This window comes from Microbacterium sp. PI-SA-G, from assembly GCF_057215335.1.
In genome coordinates this window covers 703,146-720,713 of sequence record NZ_CM170103.1, presented here as the reverse complement: position 1 = coordinate 720,713, position 17,568 = coordinate 703,146, and the positions used below count along the sequence as shown (strand labels likewise).

At 68.8% G+C, this 17,568-nt stretch carries 16 protein-coding genes and 2 tRNA genes; 14 read left to right on the top strand and 4 right to left on the bottom strand.

Annotated elements, in window-relative coordinates; all coding sequences use genetic code 11:
- Positions 1-13 precede the first annotated feature (13 nt).
- Positions 14-952, bottom strand: a complete 939-nt coding sequence (locus AC2D10_RS03695; RefSeq protein WP_484710520.1) for a hypothetical protein — start codon at positions 950-952, stop codon at positions 14-16.
- A gap of 78 nt (positions 953-1,030) precedes the next feature.
- Between AC2D10_RS03695 and AC2D10_RS03690 the strand changes: the two genes are divergently transcribed.
- The 3 genes from AC2D10_RS03690 to serA all read left to right on the top strand — a co-directional run bounded on the left by AC2D10_RS03690 (position 1,031) and on the right by serA (position 3,485).
- A complete protein-coding gene (locus AC2D10_RS03690) occupies positions 1,031-1,399 on the top strand; it encodes a hypothetical protein (protein WP_484710519.1) in 369 nt (122 codons plus the stop codon).
- Entirely contained in the window at positions 1,396-1,764 is a 369-nt protein-coding gene (locus AC2D10_RS03685) for a hypothetical protein (protein WP_484710517.1), read from the top strand. The genes AC2D10_RS03690 and AC2D10_RS03685 overlap by 4 nt, the downstream gene beginning before the upstream one ends.
- Before the next feature lie 116 nt (positions 1,765-1,880).
- Positions 1,881-3,485 (top strand): phosphoglycerate dehydrogenase, encoded by a 1,605-nt coding sequence (serA, locus tag AC2D10_RS03680; RefSeq protein WP_484710516.1) that lies wholly within the window; start codon positions 1,881-1,883, stop codon positions 3,483-3,485.
- A gap of 52 nt (positions 3,486-3,537) precedes the next feature.
- Here the strand turns inward: serA and AC2D10_RS03675 are convergent, their stop codons facing one another.
- Positions 3,538-4,092, bottom strand: a complete 555-nt coding sequence (locus tag AC2D10_RS03675; protein WP_484710515.1) for a TetR/AcrR family transcriptional regulator — start codon at positions 4,090-4,092, stop codon at positions 3,538-3,540.
- A gap of 85 nt (positions 4,093-4,177) precedes the next feature.
- Between AC2D10_RS03675 and AC2D10_RS03670 the strand changes: the two genes are divergently transcribed.
- From AC2D10_RS03670 to pepN, 10 genes are all read left to right on the top strand, one after another.
- Complete coding sequence (locus tag AC2D10_RS03670) at positions 4,178-5,713, top strand: MFS transporter (protein ID WP_484710514.1); 1,536 nt, start codon at positions 4,178-4,180, stop codon at positions 5,711-5,713.
- A 75-nt stretch (positions 5,714-5,788) separates the two neighbouring features.
- On the top strand, positions 5,789-6,832 hold the full coding sequence (locus tag AC2D10_RS03665) for a 3-isopropylmalate dehydrogenase (RefSeq protein WP_484710513.1): 1,044 nt from the start codon (positions 5,789-5,791) through the stop codon (positions 6,830-6,832).
- 60 nt (positions 6,833-6,892) lie between these two features.
- A complete protein-coding gene (locus tag AC2D10_RS03660; protein ID WP_484710512.1) occupies positions 6,893-7,993 on the top strand; it encodes a branched-chain amino acid aminotransferase in 1,101 nt (366 codons plus the stop codon).
- Between the two features lie 50 nt (positions 7,994-8,043).
- Positions 8,044-8,820 (top strand): fumarylacetoacetate hydrolase family protein, encoded by a 777-nt coding sequence (locus tag AC2D10_RS03655; RefSeq protein ID WP_484710511.1) that lies wholly within the window; start codon positions 8,044-8,046, stop codon positions 8,818-8,820.
- The gene (locus AC2D10_RS03650; protein WP_484710510.1) at positions 8,817-10,076 is read left to right on the top strand and encodes an MFS transporter; all 1,260 of its coding nucleotides are present in this window, start codon (positions 8,817-8,819) and stop codon (positions 10,074-10,076) included. Before AC2D10_RS03655 ends, AC2D10_RS03650 begins: the two co-directional genes overlap by 4 nt.
- Positions 10,073-10,843, top strand: coding sequence for a class I SAM-dependent methyltransferase (locus AC2D10_RS03645; protein ID WP_484710509.1), 771 nt, complete (start codon positions 10,073-10,075; stop codon positions 10,841-10,843). Before AC2D10_RS03650 ends, AC2D10_RS03645 begins: the two co-directional genes overlap by 4 nt.
- Before the next feature lie 12 nt (positions 10,844-10,855).
- Positions 10,856-12,361 carry a glutamate--tRNA ligase gene (gene gltX, locus AC2D10_RS03640; protein WP_484710508.1) on the top strand — a complete coding sequence of 502 codons (1,506 nt, stop codon included), beginning with the start codon at positions 10,856-10,858 and terminating at the stop codon, positions 12,359-12,361.
- Between the two features lie 150 nt (positions 12,362-12,511).
- A tRNA-Gln gene (locus AC2D10_RS03635) sits at positions 12,512-12,583 on the top strand.
- Positions 12,584-12,768: 185 nt separating this feature from the next.
- Positions 12,769-13,803, top strand: a complete 1,035-nt coding sequence (locus AC2D10_RS03630; protein WP_484710507.1) for a DNA topoisomerase IB — start codon at positions 12,769-12,771, stop codon at positions 13,801-13,803.
- A gap of 43 nt (positions 13,804-13,846) precedes the next feature.
- Entirely contained in the window at positions 13,847-16,333 is a 2,487-nt protein-coding gene (pepN, locus tag AC2D10_RS03625) for an aminopeptidase N (RefSeq protein ID WP_484710506.1), read from the top strand.
- 7 nt (positions 16,334-16,340) lie between these two features.
- On the opposite strand, the gene AC2D10_RS03620 is transcribed toward pepN, so the two are convergent.
- Positions 16,341-16,682 (bottom strand): GNAT family N-acetyltransferase, encoded by a 342-nt coding sequence (locus tag AC2D10_RS03620; RefSeq protein WP_484710505.1) that lies wholly within the window; start codon positions 16,680-16,682, stop codon positions 16,341-16,343.
- Positions 16,682-17,320, bottom strand: a complete 639-nt coding sequence (locus AC2D10_RS03615; protein WP_484710504.1) for an MBL fold metallo-hydrolase — start codon at positions 17,318-17,320, stop codon at positions 16,682-16,684. Before AC2D10_RS03615 ends, AC2D10_RS03620 begins: the two co-directional genes overlap by 1 nt.
- Positions 17,321-17,471: 151 nt before the next feature.
- Here AC2D10_RS03615 and AC2D10_RS03610 point away from each other — a divergent pair.
- Positions 17,472-17,544 (top strand) — tRNA-Glu (locus AC2D10_RS03610).
- Positions 17,545-17,568: the final 24 nt, after the last annotated feature.

Below are 17,568 nucleotides of genomic sequence, written 5' to 3'. Positions count from 1 at the left end.
CCGCGACCTCAACTCACTCGGCTGAGGCCTCCTGCACGACGATCGGCGCGTCCGCCGGATCTGCCCAGACCGGAGCGGGCAGGGGAGTGTCGACCTGACCCGCCTGGATCGCGCGCAGCGCCTCGGTGATCTCTTCGGTGTTCTCAGGCACGGTCAGCCCGCAGGCGTTCATCTCCGACGTGAACTGCAGGGTCAGACGGATCTTGCCCGCCTCGACCGCCTGGGCCGTCGTCCCAGTGCGGATCTCGCTGCCGGTCTGGATCGCGGAGACCTCATCGCAGACGTGGTAGACCTCGCCGCCGTCGACCCACACGACCTCGTCTGCGCCGAGCAGCTGGATCACGGCGGACTGGTCGGCGGTGTACTGCTCGACCGAGGGCGGGTCGAAATCGATGCCGAGCACGACAGCCAGAGCGGCGAGCGCGATGCCCGCGACGCCAGCGGTCGCCTTCTGACCCTTGTCCATGTCCTTGTTGAGGAAGATCAGAATGATCAGGGGCAGGAACGCCACGACCGCGATGATCGCACCCAGCTGGTTCTGCACGAAGAAGCGGGTCTTGTCCGACCGGCGCGCGGGGTCGAGCCTGTTCGCCTTCTTCCAGAGGATCGAGCCGGTGATCGAGAGCGCGGCGATGACGACGAGGGCGATGATGAGGGCGATGAACGCCCACTGCGGGAACTGTGCCGTCACGCCCTGTTCCTGCAGGAGCCCGGTCTCGGCATCCCGGACCAGCGTGCCGTCCTCGCCGACGAACTCCCGCTGACGCAGGAGCCAGAAGATGGCGACGGCCTCGCCGATGATCGCGAGCGCCCAGAGGACAGCGGCGATCCAGCGGAACGTCGTCGCCCGCTTTCTGGCGTCGTCGGTCGGGGTCCAGCCGGCGGGCGGCTCCGCAGTCTCGTCCGATGACGTCGGCGATGCGGTGACGACCTTCTTCTTCTGCGTGGCCACGGTGTTCCTTCCCGACGGAGGGGCGCCCGCGCCCCAATGCCCCCGAGCATAGTGGGCCGGGTGTCCTACGCTGGGGAGATGACTTCCGCACCCGATGACGCACTGAGCGGGGACGGCGACGCTGTTCCGGCAGACGATGAGGGTGCGCCGCCGCTGAGCACGGGCCTGCTGCTCACCCTCGGCGTGGTCGGCGGTGTCTATCTGCTCTACACCGTCGGGTGGGTCGTCGGGGGAATCCGACTGAAGCCACTCGCGAACCTGATCGTCGCCGATGCGATGTACGTGCCCTGGTTCGTGCTGGCCGTGGCTGCTCCGCTGCTCTGGTTCCTCGCCTCGTGGCTGCTGACCAGGGGAAGAGCGACCTGGATCCGGCTGTCGCTGCTGGTGCTGGGCGTGGTGCTCCTCGTGCCCTGGCCCTTCGTCACCGTGGGGGTGATCGGATCATGAGCGATGCCTCTGTCGACGGCCCCGCGGACCCGAGTGCGCGGCGTGGTCCGCGCTGGCTCCGGTACGTCGTGCTCGGTCTGGCCGGGCTGTTCTACGCCTACGCCGTGTGGAACGCGGTCGCGCACCTGATCGGCTTCGCCCGCAGCGGTCTGACCGGCATCGGCTGGGTGACGCTGCTGTTCGGCGTCGTGTTCCCGGCGATGGTGTTCGCCTTCGGCGCCGCGATCGGTCGACGACGCGATGTGGGCGAACTCGCCCTCGTGCTTCTCGCGGGGCTCGGTGTGGTGGCGGTGTTCTGGCTGAGCCTGCTCGGGTACAGCGTGCTGAACATGGACGACCTCATCACCGTCGCGCCACTGTCGTAGGGCGTCACACGGGTCAGAGCGTCGAAGCCGCTCCGGTACAGTGGAGACCGATCGCGCCCCCAGGTGTGCGGCGCATCGGACCCTCCCGCCTGTCGCGCTGCCCCGAAGGATTCTCTGTGCCGAAGCCCGTTGTGCTCATCGCCGAAGTGCTCTCTCCCGCCACGATCGAGGCCCTCGGCCCCGACTTCGACGTCCGCGACGTCGACGGCACCGACCGTGAGGCGCTGTTCGCGGCCCTTGCCGACGCCGACGCGGTGCTCGTGCGCTCCGCGACGCGCATCGACGAGGAGGCGCTGACGCACGCGCCGAAGCTCAAGGTGGTCGCACGTGCGGGCGTCGGTCTCGACAACGTCGACATCCCCGCAGCCACGGCCGCCGGTGTGATGGTCGTGAACGCGCCGACCTCGAACATCGTCTCGGCAGCGGAGCTCACCGTCGGACACATCCTCAGCCTCGCCCGTCGCATTCCCGCGGCACACGCCTCGCTGTCCTCCGGCGCCTGGAAGCGCAGCTCCTTCACCGGCACCGAGCTGTTCGAGAAGACCGTCGGCATCGTCGGCCTCGGCCGCATCGGCGCACTGGTCGCCGCGCGTCTCGCCGCCTTCGACATGCGCGTCGTCGCCTACGACCCCTACGTCACCTCCGCCCGTGCGCAGCAGTTGGGCGTGCAGCTGCTGTCGCTCGACGAACTGGTCGCCGAGTCCGACTTCCTCACGATCCACATGCCGAAGACGCCCGAGACCACGGGCATGATCGGCGCGGAGCAGTTCGCCGCGATGAAGCCCACGGCGTTCGTGGTCAACGTCGCTCGCGGCGGTCTCATCGACGAGGTCGCCCTCCACGAGGCTCTCGTCGCCGGTGAGATCGCCGGAGCGGGCCTCGATGTCTTCACGTCCGAGCCTCCCGCAGAGGGGGGTACGGCTCGCCCGCTGCTCGACCTGCCGAACGTCGTCGTCACCCCGCATCTCGGTGCCAGCACCGAAGAGGCCCAGGAGAAGGCCGGCGTCTCCGTCGCCAAGTCGGTGCGGCTCGCGCTCGGCGGCGACCTCGTGCCCGACGCCGTGAATGTGGCGGGCGGCGTGATCGACCCCTACGTCCGCCCCGGCATCTCGCTCGTCGAGAAGCTCGGTCAGATCTTCGCCTCGCTCGCGACGTCTCCGCTGACGAGCCTCGACGTCGAGGTGCACGGCGAGCTGAACGGGTACGACGTGAGCGTGCTCAAGCTCGCCGCGCTCAAGGGCGTCTTCACGAACATCGTCAGCGAGACCGTGTCGTACGTGAACGCGCCGCTGCTCGCGGAGCAGCGCGGGATCGCCGTGCGTCTGATCAAGGACGACGTGAGCGACGAGTACCGCAACGTCATCACGCTCACCGGCGCACTGTCTGACGGCTCGCAGCTGTCGGTCTCGGGCACACTGACCGGCCCGAAGCAGGCCGAGAAGCTGATCGGCATCAACGACTACGCCCTCGAGCTGCCGATCGAGAAGCACCACGTGGTGATGCTGTACACCGACCGCCCGGGAATCGTCGCTGTGTACGGACAGAAGTTCGGTGAGGCCGGCATCAACATCGCCGGTATGCAGATCGCCCGAGAGGCAGCCGGTGCGCAGGCGCTGAGCGTGCTGACGCTCGACTCGCCCGTCTCGGAGTCCCTGCTCGAGGACGTCAGCGCCGCGATCGACGCGGACCTCTTCCGACAGATCGAGATCACCGAGGTCTGACTCGGGATCACGACGAAGGCGGGAGCGCGATCGCGCTCCCGCCTTCGTCGCGTCAGGACGAGTCGCGGGCGGTGACGCGCAGCACGAGCGCGATCAGCTCGTCGAGTTCGTCATCGTGGGGGACCAGGCGTTCGGGGCCGTGGAGGTCCAGCGAGTTGTTGAAGTAGAGTCCGTCGCTGAGCAGCATCACCAGATCGAGGCTCGCGACGTCGCGCACGTGAGGACGGATCGCGTCAGCCCACAGGCGACGGGTGTGACGCAGCATGTCGGCGGCCGCGGACGATCCTCCCTGCGCCAGGCGTGATGCGGCGATGAGAGCACGGTCGAGAGCGTCATCCTCCATCACGGAGGTGCGGACGTAGTAGGCGACCGGTCCTTCGGGGGCGACGGACATGCGCGCGAGGTCGGCGGTCGTGAGGGCGTCGAGTCGCGCAAGCAGTCCTGCTTCGAGCTCGTCCTTCGAGCCGAAGTGGTAGAGGAGCCCGCCCTTCGAGACCCCTGCGGCCTTGGCCGTCGCGTCGAGCGTCGCCGCCCGCTCACCGTCGGCGATGACGATCGCCTCGAAGGCGTCGAGCACACGCTCGCGGGCCAGAGGTGGTCGGGGCATGGAGTTCCCTTCATTCGGGCGGTTCTGTTACTATACCAGCTGGACGGTTTAGTAACGAGGCGTCCGCAGATCTGAGAGGTGTGCCATGAACCGTACTGCGTCGATTTCGACGACGGAGACGGATGCTCCGCGCGCCGGCGCGCGCGGATGGGCGGCGCTCGTCGTCCTGATGCTCCCTGTGCTGCTCGTGTCGGTGGACAACACGGTGCTGAGCTTCGCGCTGCCCGAGATCTCGATCGCCCTCGCGCCCACCGGAGCCGAGCAGCTGTGGATCATCGATGTGTACCCGCTCGTCCTCGCTGGGCTGCTGGTGACGATGGGCACGCTCGGCGACCGCTTCGGCCGTCGTCGCATGCTGCTGATCGGTGCCACCGGATTCGCCGCGGTGTCGGCGCTGGCGGCGTTCGCCCCGACCGCCGGGCTGCTGATCGCCGCGCGCGCCCTGCTCGGCTTCTTCGGCGCGATGCTGATGCCGTCGACGCTGTCGCTGCTGCGCTCGATCTTCCAGAACCGCGATCAGCGCCGTCTGGCGATCGCGGTGTGGGCCTCGGCGTTCTCAGCCGGCTCCGCCCTGGGCCCGGTCGTCGGCGGATTCCTGCTCGAGCACTTCGCCTGGGGCTCGGTCTTCCTGATCGCCGTGCCGGTGCTGATCCCGCTGCTGATCGCGGCGCCGCTGCTCGTCCCCGAGAGCCGCGACCCGAAACCCGGGCGCATCGATGCGGTCAGCATCGTGCTGTCGATGGCGGCCATGATCCCGGTCGTGTACGCGATCAAGTCGCTCGCGGTCGACGGTCCGAGCCTGTACGCCGGCGGTTGGGCACTGCTCGGCATCGTGATGGGTGTGCTCTTCGTGCGCCGTCAGCTCCGCGCCGAGATTCCGATGCTCGACATGGCGCTCTTCCGTCGCGGAACGTTCTCGGGTGCGATCCTGGTGAACCTCCTCAGCGTCGTGGCACTGGTCGGCTTCCTCTACTTCGTGTCGCAGCATCTCCAGCTCGTGCTGGGACTGTCTCCGATGGTCGCCGGCCTCGCACTGGTCCCCGGCATGGTCGCGATGATCATCGCCGGCCTCGGCGTCGTGCCGATCTCGCGTCGGGTGGCCCCGCATATCGTGGTCCCGACCGCGCTGGTGTTCTCGGTCGCGGGGTACCTCATCGTCGCGTTCACCTCGCAGGCCGACGGCGTCGTGCCGCTCGTGATCGCCTTCGTCGTGCTGGGCATCGGCATCGGCGCGGCCGAGACCATCTCGAACGAGCTGATCCTGTCGAGCGCTCCCGCCGCGAAGGTCGGTGCGGCCAGCGCCGTGTCCGAGACCGCGTACGAGCTGGGTGCCGTGCTCGGCACAGCCGTGCTGGGCGGTCTGATCACCGCGTTCTACCGCGGTGCGCTCGTGCTGCCGGACGGCCTCCCCGGCGACATCGCCGATGCCGCGCGCGAGACGCTCGCGGGCGCCTACATCGCCGCCGAGAAGCTCCCCTCTCAGGTGGGGACTGCGCTGTGGGATGCCGCGGCCACGGCCTTCGGCTCCGGCGTCATGCTGACCTCGTTGATCGGCGCCGGTCTCGTCGTGCTGGCGGGCGTCATCGCGGCCGTCACACTGCGCACGCGCACTTCCCACTGAGCACTACGCTGGGGGGACCGGTCTGAGGGGTCCGTGAGGACACCGGGCCGGTTCCCATCGGTTGCAAGGAGTGTCATGTCGCGTGTCGTGAAACTGGCTGTCATCCCCGGAGACGGGATCGGCCCGGAGGTCATCGCCGAAGCCGAGAAGGTGCTCGATGCCGTGACGGCCGACAGCGACGTGAGCTTCGACAAGACGCGCTTCTCGCTCGGTGCCGCCCGGTTCCTCGAGACCGGCGACACGCTCACCGACGACGACCTCGCGGCGATCTCCTCGCACGACGCGATCCTGCTGGGCGCGGTCGGCGGCACGCCCGGCGACCCGCGCCTGAAGGACGCCAACATCGAGCGCGGGCTGCTGCTGAAGCTGCGGTTCACCCTCGACCACTACGTCAACCTGCGCCCGTCGAAGCTCTTCGCGGGCGCCCCCGGCCCGCTCGCGAACCCCGGCGAGATCGACTTCGTCGTCGTCCGCGAGGGCACCGAAGGACCGTACGTCGGCAACGGCGGCGCGATCCGCGTCGGCACGCCGCACGAGGTCGCGAACGAGACATCGGTGAACACGGCCTTCGGGGTCGAGCGGGTCGTGCGCCACGCCTTCGCTCTGGCTTCCCGGCGCCGGCAGAAGCTCACGCTGGTGCACAAGACGAACGTGCTCGTGCACGCGGGAGCGATCTGGAAGCGTGTCGTCGATGAGGTCGCCGCCGAGCACCCGGACGTCGCCGTCGACTACCTGCACGTCGACGCGGCCACGATCTTCCTCGTCTCCGACCCATCCCGCTTCGACGTGATCGTCACGGACAACCTCTTCGGTGACATCCTCACCGACCTCGCGGGAGCTGTGACCGGCGGCATCGGGCTCGCGGCATCCGGCAACATCAATCCGGACGGCGTGTTCCCGTCGATGTTCGAGCCAGTGCACGGGTCGGCGCCCGACATCGCCGGTCAGCAGAAGGCCGACCCGACCGCCGCGATCCTCTCGGTCGCGCTGCTGCTTGACCACCTCGGTCTCGCCGCCGAATCCGCGCGCGTGTCGGCCGCGGTGGAAGCCGACATCGAGAGCCGCGACGGCGCTCGCACCACGGCGGAGATCGGCTCCGCCATCACCTCGCGCCTCTGACCGGCGGCGTAGGCTGGACACCGCGCGAGGACGCGCACACTCAAGGAACGGATGAGGAACATGACGACCATCGATGCACAGCCGGCCCTGGCGCCGCTCGATTTCGCAGTCACCAAGAACCTCGCAGCCGCCTCGCCGGCGCGCGTGGCCGAGGTTCACGAGAACCCGGGCTTCGGTGTCGTCTTCACCGATCACATGGTCGACATCTGCTGGTCGGTCAAGGGCGGCTGGCACCGTCCGCGCGTGCAGCCGTACGGCCCGATCCCGCTCGACCCCGCGGCGTCGGTCCTGCACTACGCGCAGGAGATCTTCGAGGGCATCAAGGCGTATCGCCACGCGGACGGCTCCGTCCACACCTTCCGCCCCGACCGCAACGCCGCACGCATGCAGCAGAGCGCGCGCCGCCTGGCTCTTCCCGAGCTGCCGACCGAGTACTTCATCCAGTCGCTGCGTGAGCTGATCGCCGTCGACGGGCGCTGGGTGCCGTCCGGAGCCGACCAGAGCCTGTACCTGCGCCCGTTCATGTTCGCGAAAGAGGCGTTCCTCGGCGTCCGTGCGGCGCAAAAGGTCGCGTACTACGTGATCGCGAGCCCTGCGGGCGCCTATTTCGCAGGCGGTATCAAGCCGGTGCGCATCTGGCTCTCCGCTGAGCACTCGCGCGCGGGGCGCGGCGGCACGGGCAAGGCCAAGACCGGAGGCAACTACGCCTCCAGCCTGCTGCCGCAGACGCTCGCGGCAGCGCAGGGCTGCGACCAGGTCGTGTTCCTCGATGAGCACGGCAACGTCGAAGAGCTCGGCGGCATGAACGTGGTGTTCGTGTTCAAGGACGGCCGCGTGGTCACGCCGAAGTCCGACAGCATCCTCGACGGCATCACGCGCGATTCGCTGCTGCAGCTCGCCGCAGACCGCGGGTACACGGTCGAGAGCCGTCCCGTCTCGATCGACGAGTGGCGCTCCGGCGTGGCGTCGGGTGACATCGTCGAGGTGTTCGCGTGCGGCACCGCCGCGGTCGTGACGCCGATCGGCGCGCTCGTGGGCGACGGCTTCGACGAGGCCCAGCCGCTGGGCGAACTCGCGCTGTCGCTGCGCGAAGAGCTGACCGACATCCAGTACGGCCGTCGCGAGGACACGCACGGCTGGCTCCTGCGCCTCGACGCCTGAGCCTCCCTGCCGCTTCTGCGCCGAGACCAGCGCTGGCTAGGCTGGACGGCATGAAGATCGCACGATTCAGCCACGACGACGCCATCCTCTTCGGAATCGTCGATGAGACCGACCTCGTCGTCCTGTCGGGCGACCCGCTCTTCGCCGGATACGAGCCGACCGGCGTCCGAGTGCCGATCGCCGACGCCGTGATCCTGGCTCCCGTGATCCCGCGCTCGAAGATCGTGTGCGTCGGCAAGAACTATCACGACCACGCGGCCGAGATGGGGGGAGTCGCCCCTGAGGAGCCGCTGCTGTTCCTCAAGCCGAACACCGCCGTCATCGGACCGGGCGACACCATCGTGCGGCCGGCGACCTCGCAGCAGACCGAGTACGAAGGAGAACTCGCGGTCGTGATCGGCAGAATCGCGAAGAACGTGGCTGCGAAGGACGCGCTCGATCACGTGCTCGGGTACACGATCGGCAACGACGTCACGGCACGCGACCTGCAGCGCGCGGACGGCCAGTGGGCGCGCGCGAAGGGTTTCGACACCTTCTGCCCGCTGGGTCCGACCATCAGTACCGACTTCGATCCCGCCGAGGCGACGATCGAGACCCGCGTGAACGGCGAGGTGCGCCAGAAGGCTCCGTTGAGCGACATGATCCACTCGGTCGAGAAGATCATCGAGTACGCGTCCGCCGTGTTCACGCTGCTGCCGGGCGACGTGATTTTCACCGGCACTCCCGCGGGCGTCGGCACCTTCGAGGCGGGCGACACGGTCGAGGTCGAGATCACGGGTCTGGGGATCCTGCGCAACGCGGTGCGCGACGCACGACCCGCGTCATGACCACTGTCGCTCTGACGCCGTCGGAGCAGGCGGACGTTCAGCGCCGCACCGTCCTGGTGCTCTCCGTCGGACAGGTGCTCGGCGGGACCGCATTCGGCGCGACGGTCTCGCTGGGCGCGCTGCTCGCGGCCGATATCTCGGGGAGCGACGCGCTGTCGGGACTCGCGACCGCTTCCGTCACGCTCGGTGCTGCGCTGTGCGCGATCCCGCTCGCTCGGCTCGCGGCACGCCTCGGACGCCGACGCGCCCTCACGCTCGGCAATCTCTTCGCGCTGGTCGGAATCGGCGTGGTGATCCTCGCTGCCTCCCTGCGGCTGTTCCCGCTGCTGCTCATCGGCATCCTGATGATCGGTGCGGGCAACGCCGGCAACCTCCAGTCGCGGTTCGCCGCGACCGACCTCGCGGCGCCGACGCACCGGGGCCGCGATCTCTCCATCGTGGTCTGGGCGACCACCGTCGGCGGCGTCGCGGGCCCGCTGCTGCTCGGGCCGGGTGAGGTGGTCGGTCAGGCGCTCGGGATGCCGCCGCAGACAGGGTCGTACGCCTTCTCGTTCGTGGCGCAGGCGGCGGCTCTGGCGTTGTACCTGGTGGCGCTGCGTCCCGACCCGCTCCTCGCTGCCCAACTCCTCGCGCGCTCGGCCGGCTCGACGACCGCGACCCCGATAGCGGACCGGCCCCGCACGGCTCGCTATGCGATCTTCGCGGTCGCCGGCTCGCATGTGGTGATGGCCTCGGTCATGGCGATGACGCCCATCCACCTGGCGCACATGGCGCACGGTGCGCACGGCATGCCGCCGACGTCGGCTGACATCTCTCAGCTCGTGGGCGTGACGATCGCGCTGCATGTCGCCGGGATGTACGCGCTGTCGCCGGTGTTCGGTGTGCTGGCCGACCGGTGGGGTCGCCTGCGTGTGGTGCTGCTCGGTCAGGCGCTGCTGGCCGCGTCACTGGTGTTCGCCATCTTCGCCAACGATCAGGCCTGGGGCGTGATGGTCGCACTGATCCTGCTCGGCCTCGGTTGGAGTGCGGCGACCGTCGCGGGCGCGGCTCTTCTCACCGAGGCCTCCGCGCCCGAACTGCGCACCCGCCGCCAGGGGCGCAGCGATTCGCTGATGAGTCTCAGCGCCGCCGCGGGTGCCGTGCTCGCCGGCGTCATCCTCTCGAACTTCCAGTACGCAGGTCTCGGGATCGCCGCGTCCGTGCTGGTGCTGGTGATCGTCGTGCTCGCGCCGCTCAGTCGGATGACTCCGCGGTGAAGTCGTGGGAGGGCGTCGGTGAGGCTTACGCGCGCACCTATGCCGCCCTGTGCGCGGAGACGATCGACCCGCTGATCACCGCGTTGCAGGACGCGGACGGGCGGCGGCTGCTCGACGTCGGCGCCGGAACAGGGGAACTCGCCGCTCGGTTCGCCGCCGAAGGGTGGCACGTCATCGGGTGCGAACCGGAGGCGACGATGCGCGCGGTCGCCGCCCGCGTCCATCCAGACCTCGCACTCGTCGACGCCGCGCTCCCGCAGTTGCCCTTCTCCGACGCGGCGTTCGACGGGGTGACGGCGAACTTCGTCCTCAATCACGTGTCCGACCCCCGCGCGGCGGCGGCGGAGATGCGTCGCGTGGGCGCGTCGGGTGGGCGACTGGGGGCCACCGTCTGGGTCGAATCGCCCTCCTGGTTCTGGCGCGAGGTGTGCGTGCGCGCCGCTCTGGAGCCTGCACCGGGGGAGAGGCTCGCGCCGGAGAAGGACTTTCCCCGCACGGCTCAGGGTTTCGCGGTCATGCTCGGCGACGCGGGCTGGGGTCAGGTGAGCGCTCGCGAGATGTCGTGGACGTGGCGCCCGACCGCCGCGGCACTCTGGCGATCCGCGGAAGGCGAAGTCGCGTCGGCCGGTCTCTTCTACCGAGGTCTCGATGCCGAGGAGCGGCAGCGGTTCCGTCGCGGCTTCGATTCCCTGTGCGCGGAACGTGCGGACCGCGGCACGGTGCCCCTGGCGCACACGGCGGCGGTGGCCGTGGGGCGCCCCGCCTAGAATCGAAGGGATATGGCTACTCCTCACCCCCTCACCACGACCGCAAGCGGCGCTGACGTCCGCGTCCGCTTCTGCCCCTCGCCGACGGGCCTGCCGCATGTCGGCATGGTGCGCACCGCGCTGTACAACTGGGCCTACGCCCGGCACAACGGCGGCAAGATGATCTTCCGCATCGAAGACACCGATGCCGCCCGCGACAGCGAGGAGAGCTTCCGCCAGCTCGTCGACGCGCTCACCTGGCTCAAGATCGACTGGGACGAGGGCGTCGAGGTGGGCGGCCCGCACGCCCCGTATCGCCAGTCCGAGCGTCACGACATCTACCGCGGCGTGATCGACAAGCTCCTCGCCTCGGGCGCGCTGTATGAGAGCTTCTCCGACGCGGCCGAGATCGACGCTCGCAACGAGGCCAACGGTCGCGCGAAGCAGCTCGGCTACGACAACTTCGACCGCGACCTGACCGAGGAGCAGAAAGATGCCTTCCGCGCTGCGGGACGCCAGCCTGCGCTGCGTCTGCGGGTGCCGGATGAGGATCTGACGTACGTCGACCTGATTCGCGGAGAGGTCACGTTCCCCGCCGGCTCGTTCCCCGACTTCGTCGTGGTCCGCCCGAACGGAATCCCGCTGTACACGTTCGTGAACCCGGTCGACGATGCGCTGATGGGCATCACCCACGTGCTGCGCGGCGAGGACCTGATGCCGTCGACCGCCCGTCAGCTCGCTCTCTACGCGGCGCTGATCGAGGCAGAGGTGACCACGTTCGTTCCCCGCTTCGCGCACATGCCACTGGTGCTCGGAGAGACGGGCAACAAGAAGCTCTCCAAGCGCGACCCGCAGGCGGATCTCTTCCTGCACCGCGACCGTGGCTTCATCCACGAGGGACTCCTGAACTACCTGGCGCTGCTGGGGTGGTCGATCGGTCCCGACCGCGACATCTTCTCGCTCGAGGAGTTCACCGCGGCCTTCGACATCGTGAACGTGAACCCGAACCCGGCGCGCTTCGATCAGAAGAAGGCCGAGTCGATCAACGGCGACCACATCCGTCGCCTGTCGGAGAAGGACTTCGCGGAGCGCACGATCCCGTATCTCGCCGCCGCCGGGCTCTTCGACGAGCCGTCGCACGAGCAGCTCGTGCTGGCTTTCCGCGTTGCCCCGCTCGTCCAGGAGCGCGTGCAGCTGCTGGGTGAGGTGCCCGGCATGGTCGGCTTCCTCTTCACGGACGGGATCTCCTACGACGCCGACGCGCTGAAGGGTCTGCCGGCGAACGGTGCCGAGGTGCTCGACGCCTGCATCGCCGCGCTCGAGCCGCTCGACGACTTCACTCCGGAGAAGATCCAGGAGGCACTGGCGACCGCGCTCGTGGAGAACCTCGAGCTCAAGCCGCGTGTGGCCTACGGCCCGCCGCGCGTCGCCATCACGGGTCGTCGCATCTCGCCGCCGCTGTTCGAGTCGATGGAGCTGCTGGGCAAGGACGAGTCGCTGCGCCGTCTGCGGACGCTGTCAGCGATGCTCGCAGGCTGATCTCGCTGAAGCCGGTGAGGAGGGCTGCCGAAGGTGGTCTTCCTCGCGGCTTCTCTCGGACTGCGACGCGCGGGCGCGACCCGCTCGGTTTGGTTCCGGGAGATCGGTCGGGTAAGCTTGACTCTCGGTGCGGGAAGCGATTTTCGCCCTTGGGGTATGGTGTAATTGGCAACACGGCGGTTTCTGGTTCCGTTGTTCTTGGTTCGAGTCCAGGTACCCCAGCAAGGTGAAAACCCCCGCTCAGGCGGGGGTTTCTTCGTTTGTGCCTGCGAATCCCTCGACGCGCCTACCAGCACCGGTCGGTGCGAAGCCAGCCCCTTCCGGGCGGTCGTCATGCGAGGGAATGTTGAGCGCATGCACCGACTTGTCGATCCCGTACAGACGTCTCGCGCGCCGAGGATCCCCGCGTGAGCGCGCTCGTACGCGTGGTTCCGGGCGAAGATCTCGGGTATCGACGCAAGAAGACCGGGTCGGGCTTCCGCTACCTCGACTACAACGACGATCCTGCGCCGGAGGCCGATCGGGAACGCATCCATGATCTCGTCATCCCACCCGCGTGGACCGACGTGTGGATCGCCGCGGATCCGCTCGCGCACATCCAGGCGGTCGGCACGGACGAGGCCGGACGCCGACAGTACCTCTACCACCCGCTGTGGCGGGTCGGACGGGACCGCAGCAAGTTCCGCCGAGCCCTCGATCTTGCGGAACGCCTTCCGCGCGCACGGGCCCGGGTCACCCGTGCGCTCAGCAGCGACGGCCTCACCAAAGAGCGCGTGCTGGCCACCGCCTTCCGGCTTCTCGACGACGCGGCGCTGCGGGTCGGCTCGGAGCGATACCTCGTGAAGCACGGCAGCCGCGGTCTCACGACCTTGCGACGACGAGACGTGCGCATCGACGGCGACACCGTGGCGCTTTCGTTTCCTGCCAAGAGCGGCCAGCGCGCCGCCATCGAGATCACCGACGGGCCGCTCGCCGCGGTGCTCACCGAGATGTCGAAGGGATCACCGGGGTCGTTGCTGCTCGCCTACCGCAAGGGGCGGCGCCGCATGCGGATCACTCCGACGGAAGTGAACACGTACCTGCGCGACGTCACGGGTGGGGTGTTCTCGGCCAAAGACTTCCGCACGCTGCACGGCACGATCCTCGCGGCTGACGCTCTGGCACGCATCGGGCCCCTCGACACGAAGACCGATCGCCAGCGCGCCGAGCGGCTCGCCGTTCAGGCGACGGCCACAGCGCTCGGCAACACGACCTCCGTGGCGCGCGCCAGCTACATCGATCCCCGGGTCTTCAGCCTCTACGCCCGCGGCAAGACGCTCGATCTCACCGTGGCGCCCGAGACGGCCATCCGGCGCCTCCTCATCAACGACAAGACCGGGCGCCGTGTCACGCGGCGAGGCGCGTCGAAGCGCGACGGGGTCGAGGTCGTCGACGCGGCGTAGGCAGGCGCACGACCGGCACCCGCGCCGATGACAGGATGGAAGCATGCACTCCGCCAACCTCACCCGCGAAGAGACCGCTGCGCGATCCGCCGCGATCACCGCGCGCAGCATCCGCGTCGAACTCGACCTCACCGGGGCTCCGGAGCGCGCGCGCACAGGATTCCCGAGCACCACGACTCTTGAGTTCGAGTCCACGAGTGCCGAGACGTGGCTGGACTTCATCGGCGAAGAGGTGCACCGCGTCACCATCAACGGCTCTCCCTCCGACGTCGAGTGGGACGGCGCTCGAATCCGGCTGACCGGGCTGGAACCGACGAACGTGGTCGTCGTGGAGGCGGTGGCGGCCTACAGCCGATCCGGCGAGGGACTGCATCGGTTCCACGACCCTGCAGACGAGGAGACATACCTCTACACGCAGTACGAGCCGGCCGACGCGCGCCGGGTGATGGCCTGCTTCGAACAGCCCGACATCAAGGCGGCGTACACCTTCGTCGTGCATGCGCCCGCGCACTGGGAGGTGCTGTCGAACCAGTCGACGGTGCATGTCGACCGCGGTGTCGGAGTGCAGCGCGTGGAGTTCGCGGCCACGCTGCCGATCTCGAGCTACATCACCGCCGTCGCCGCCGGCCCGTACGTACGAGTTGAGGGCGAATGGACGCGCGATGACCAGCACATTGCCCTCGGGGTGTTCGCCCGCCGCTCTCTCGCGCAGCACCTCGAGTCCGACGAGATCCTCGAGGTCACGCGACAGGGGCTCGACTTCTTCTCCGACGCGTTCGCCTACGCTTACCCGTGGGGCAAGTACGACCAGATCTTCGTCCCGGAGTACAACCTCGGCGCGATGGAGAACCCGGGACTGGTGACGTTCACCGAGGCGTACATCTCGCGCGGCGCCGCCACCGACGCGCAGCGCGCGGCTCGGGCGAACACGATCTTGCACGAGATGGCGCACATGTGGTTCGGCGATCTCGTGACCATGCGCTGGTGGGACGATCTGTGGCTCAAGGAGTCGTTCGCCGACTACATGGGCTCGCACGCGTCGGCCGTGGCGACGCGGTTCTCGGACGCGTGGGTGAAGTTCGCCGCCAACCGCAAGGCCTGGGCATACCAGCAGGACCAGCTGCCGACCACGCATCCGATCGTCGCCGACATCACCGATCTCGAGGCCGCCAAGCTCAATTTCGACGGCATCACCTACGCCAAGGGTGCCGCAGTGCTCAAGCAGCTGGTGGCGTTCGTCGGCGACGAGGCGTTCTTCGAGGGTGCACGACGGTACTTCAGAGCGCACGCCTTCGGCAACACGACGCTCGATGATCTGCTGGTGCACCTGAGCGATGTCTCGGGTCGCGATCTGCGCGAGTGGTCGGCCGCCTGGCTCGAGACCACCGGTATGTCGACCCTGTGGCTGGAGGACGGCGACGGGGGATCGCGGGCGCTGATGCAGTCGGATCCACGTCCGCACCGGCTCCGCATCGGTGTCTACGACTGGGTGGACGCTCGTCTGGTGCGTCGCGATCAACTGTCGCTCGACATCGCCGACGAGCGTACGCCGATCGACATCGCCGCGGCGCCGCTCGTGCTGCTGAACGACGACGACCTCACCTACGCCAAGGCTCGTCTCGACGAGGCGTCGCTCGCGACGGTGGAGGCGTCGCTGTCGGCGATCGAGGACCCGCTCGCGCGTGCCCTCGTGTGGTCCTCGCTCTGGAATGCCACGCGCGACGGTGAGATCGACCCGGTGCGTTACCTGGCGATCGTCCGCGCACACGCTCCCCACGAGTCGAACATCGGGCTGCTGGCGGGCGTGCTCGGCAATGCCGCCTACGCCGTGCGGCACTACGTCGACGCGAGCCGCGCGGCGGCGGAGCAGCGGTCATGGGTCGAGGCCACCTGGAGCGCGCTGATCCAGGCCGAGGGCGGCAGCGACGCCCAGCTGTCCTGGGCGCGGGCGTTCGCGTCGGCGTCCGCCTTCGACGACGCGCGGGCCACCGACGTCCGCGCGCTGTGGGAGGGTCATGCTCCGGAGGGCCTCACTGTCGATCCTGATCTCCGCTGGCAGCTGCTCACCGCGCTCGTCACGACCGGACACGCAGGCGCAGACGAGATCGCGGCAGAGCTGAGCCGTGACGAGACGGGAACGGGGCGGACGGCGGCCCGTCGAGCACTGGCCTCGCGTCCGGATGCCGGCGTGCGCCGTGCCGCGTGGGAGGCGGCGTGGAACGATGCCACGCTCAGCAACGATCACCTCGACGCGGAGATCGCCGGCTTCCGTGCCGGCGGGCGGCGAGACCTCACCTCGGAGTTCGACACCGCGTACTTCGACTGCATCAGTACGGTGTGGTCCGAGCGCAGCATCGAGTTGGCGCGACGCCTCGTGACCGGACTGTTCCCGGCCACGGACTCCCTCGACCTCGTCGATCGCTGGCTGTCGGCGCACGAGGATGCTCCGGCCGCACTGCGACGACTCGTCGTCGAGCAGCGGGATCACCGCGCGCGCGATCTGCGGGTGCGCGAGCGCCACGCGAGCTGAACGCGCCTCAGGCGGAGCGGTCGGCCTCGAGCTGCATGGCCGAGCGCACGTGATATCCGACTTCGAGGACGGGTGAGCCGTTCACGGACTGCCACGTGATCCCGCAGTCGCCGACGAAGTCACCGTCGTGCGTCTCGATGACCCACAGCCCGTGGGCGTGCTCGGAATATCGCTCCTGCATCCGCGTGATCCACTCGAGGCTCTGCGCTCGTGTCTTCGGCGCGGGGTAGTAGACCATCAGGTCGGAGTCCCCGAGCATCTCGGCCATGTCGTCGAGATCCGACTCGATCATTTCGCGAAAGCGCAGCCGTGCGGTCGGCCCAGGGAGCAGGCGGGTGACTGCCGCCATCACACGTCGAGCGCGTCGCCGGGCTCCAGCGCGAAGAACTCGCCGCCGCCCTGCTCCGTCGCCCACTGCAGACGGGCACGGTGCATGGTCTTGCCCGCCACCGACAGGGTCATGTCGTGCGTGCCGAACGCTCGTCGCGGCGCGACTGCGAGGACGTAGTCCATGGCCTCGCCGATCTTGAGCCACGGTGCACCCAGCGGCGCGGCGAGCGTGTCGACCTCGATTCCCTCGGGCACCGCGTACGAGTCGCCGGGGTAGTACAGGCGGTCGTTGACGAGCACGCCGACGTTCTCGATGCCGGGGATCGAGGAATGGATGACCTCGTGTGTGCCGCCGAAGAATCTCAGTGCGAAGCGACCGACCTCGATCCGGTCACCGGGGGAGACCACCGTGATCTCGTAGTCTGACGCGGCCGCCGCGACACCGGCCGGTGCGTAGATCGGCGTGCCGGGGGCTGCCCGCAGGATGCGGTCCAGGTGCTCGGGAGTCCAGTGATCGGGGTGCTCGTGAGTGAGGACGACGGCGACGACTCCGGCGAGATCGGCGTGGGGAGTCGTGAAGGAACCCGGATCGATGAGCAGGGTCTCGTTGCCCTCGTCGATGCGGAGGGCGGCATGTTCGAACTTGGTGACGCGCATACGACGAGTCAACTCCTTCGCGCGCCGTGCGGCAAACCGTTCTCGGCGCGCCACGCCCGGGAAAAGCGCTTCCGCTGGCTCGATTTGGCGCTCCAAGAATCTCCGTGGCATACTTGAACGGTTGTCGCGGCACGGAAACGTTCCGCCAGACGGCCCCATCGTATAGCGGCCTAGTACGCTGCCCTCTCACGGCGGTAACGCGGGTTCGAATCCCGCTGGGGTCACACAACACACGAAAGCCCTCGGTT